The following is a 1,002-nucleotide window of genomic DNA, read 5'->3' on the forward strand; positions in this document are numbered from 1 at the left end:
CGCAGTTAAGTAACCGCGACGGCGTGATACAAGCCACCAGCGACCGCATGACCCTGCGCACCCGCAGTGGTGAGTTGGATAACCAGCAAGGCTTGATCCAAAGTATCGGTGTATTGGCGCTTGAGACCGAGGCGTTGAGCAACCAACAAGGGCAGATGGCGGCGGAGCGTTTAGTGGCAACCAATGCCGGAGCGCTGAATAATCGCGATGGCCAACTCAGTGCCACACAACTACAACTGAGCACAGGAGAGCTGCTGAATGACAACGGCGTGATTGTAGCCCGTGGCGATAACAGCAGTGCTTTGACGCTGCACGCCGATACGGTAACCAACAGTGGCACCGTTGCCTCTAGCGGCGCGTTAACGCTTGAGGCGAATACCTTAGATAACACCGGTACGCTGTCGGCGACCGAGCAACTGGCATTAGCCGTGACCGACATCACCAACGATGCCCTGCTGTACAGTGACGCGAGCGTGGCTATCGACACCGATACCTTTACCAATACCGGCACGGTGGCGGCCAGTGACGTTGCGGTGACAGGCTTTGACTTGCTTGAGAATAGCGGCCGGATAGAAAGCGACCGCGGGAATTACCAAGGTCAGCAGCTGCTGAACACCGCAACCGGGGTGTTGGTAAATGCCGATACCGGCGCAGAGACCTTAGTGCTGGATGTCGCGCAGCTAACCAACCAGGGCGTGCTGCATAACAGCAGCGACAGTATGAGTCTGGGCGGTGATCTGCGTAACAGTGGGCAACTGATCCATGCAGGTAGTGGCCAGTTGTTGTTGGGCAATCAAGGCACGATAGACAATAACGGTGGCCGTATTGCCAGTGCCGGGGATGTGCGGATTGAGAACAGCGTTAATGGCGCGGGCAGCGTGTATGCCAAGCAGAGCATGACCCTGGCGCGCAGCAACGGCACCTTGGTCAATAACAGCGAGCTGTATACCGAAGGCACGATGCAGGTGAGCAGTGCCTTGAATAACCAAGGCGGCAGCTTAC

Annotated in this window: 1 protein-coding gene; it reads left to right on the plus strand. The window is 57.1% G+C overall.

The genetic code is table 11. The features are described 5' to 3' along the window. Positions 1-1,002: hypothetical protein (locus CWI84_RS11695; protein WP_133307095.1), on the plus strand; the 1,002-nt coding region annotated here is incomplete at both ends.

It is taken from the genome of Idiomarina tyrosinivorans (assembly GCF_003987475.1).
In the GTDB taxonomy this organism is placed as follows: domain Bacteria; phylum Pseudomonadota; class Gammaproteobacteria; order Enterobacterales; family Alteromonadaceae; genus Idiomarina; species Idiomarina tyrosinivorans.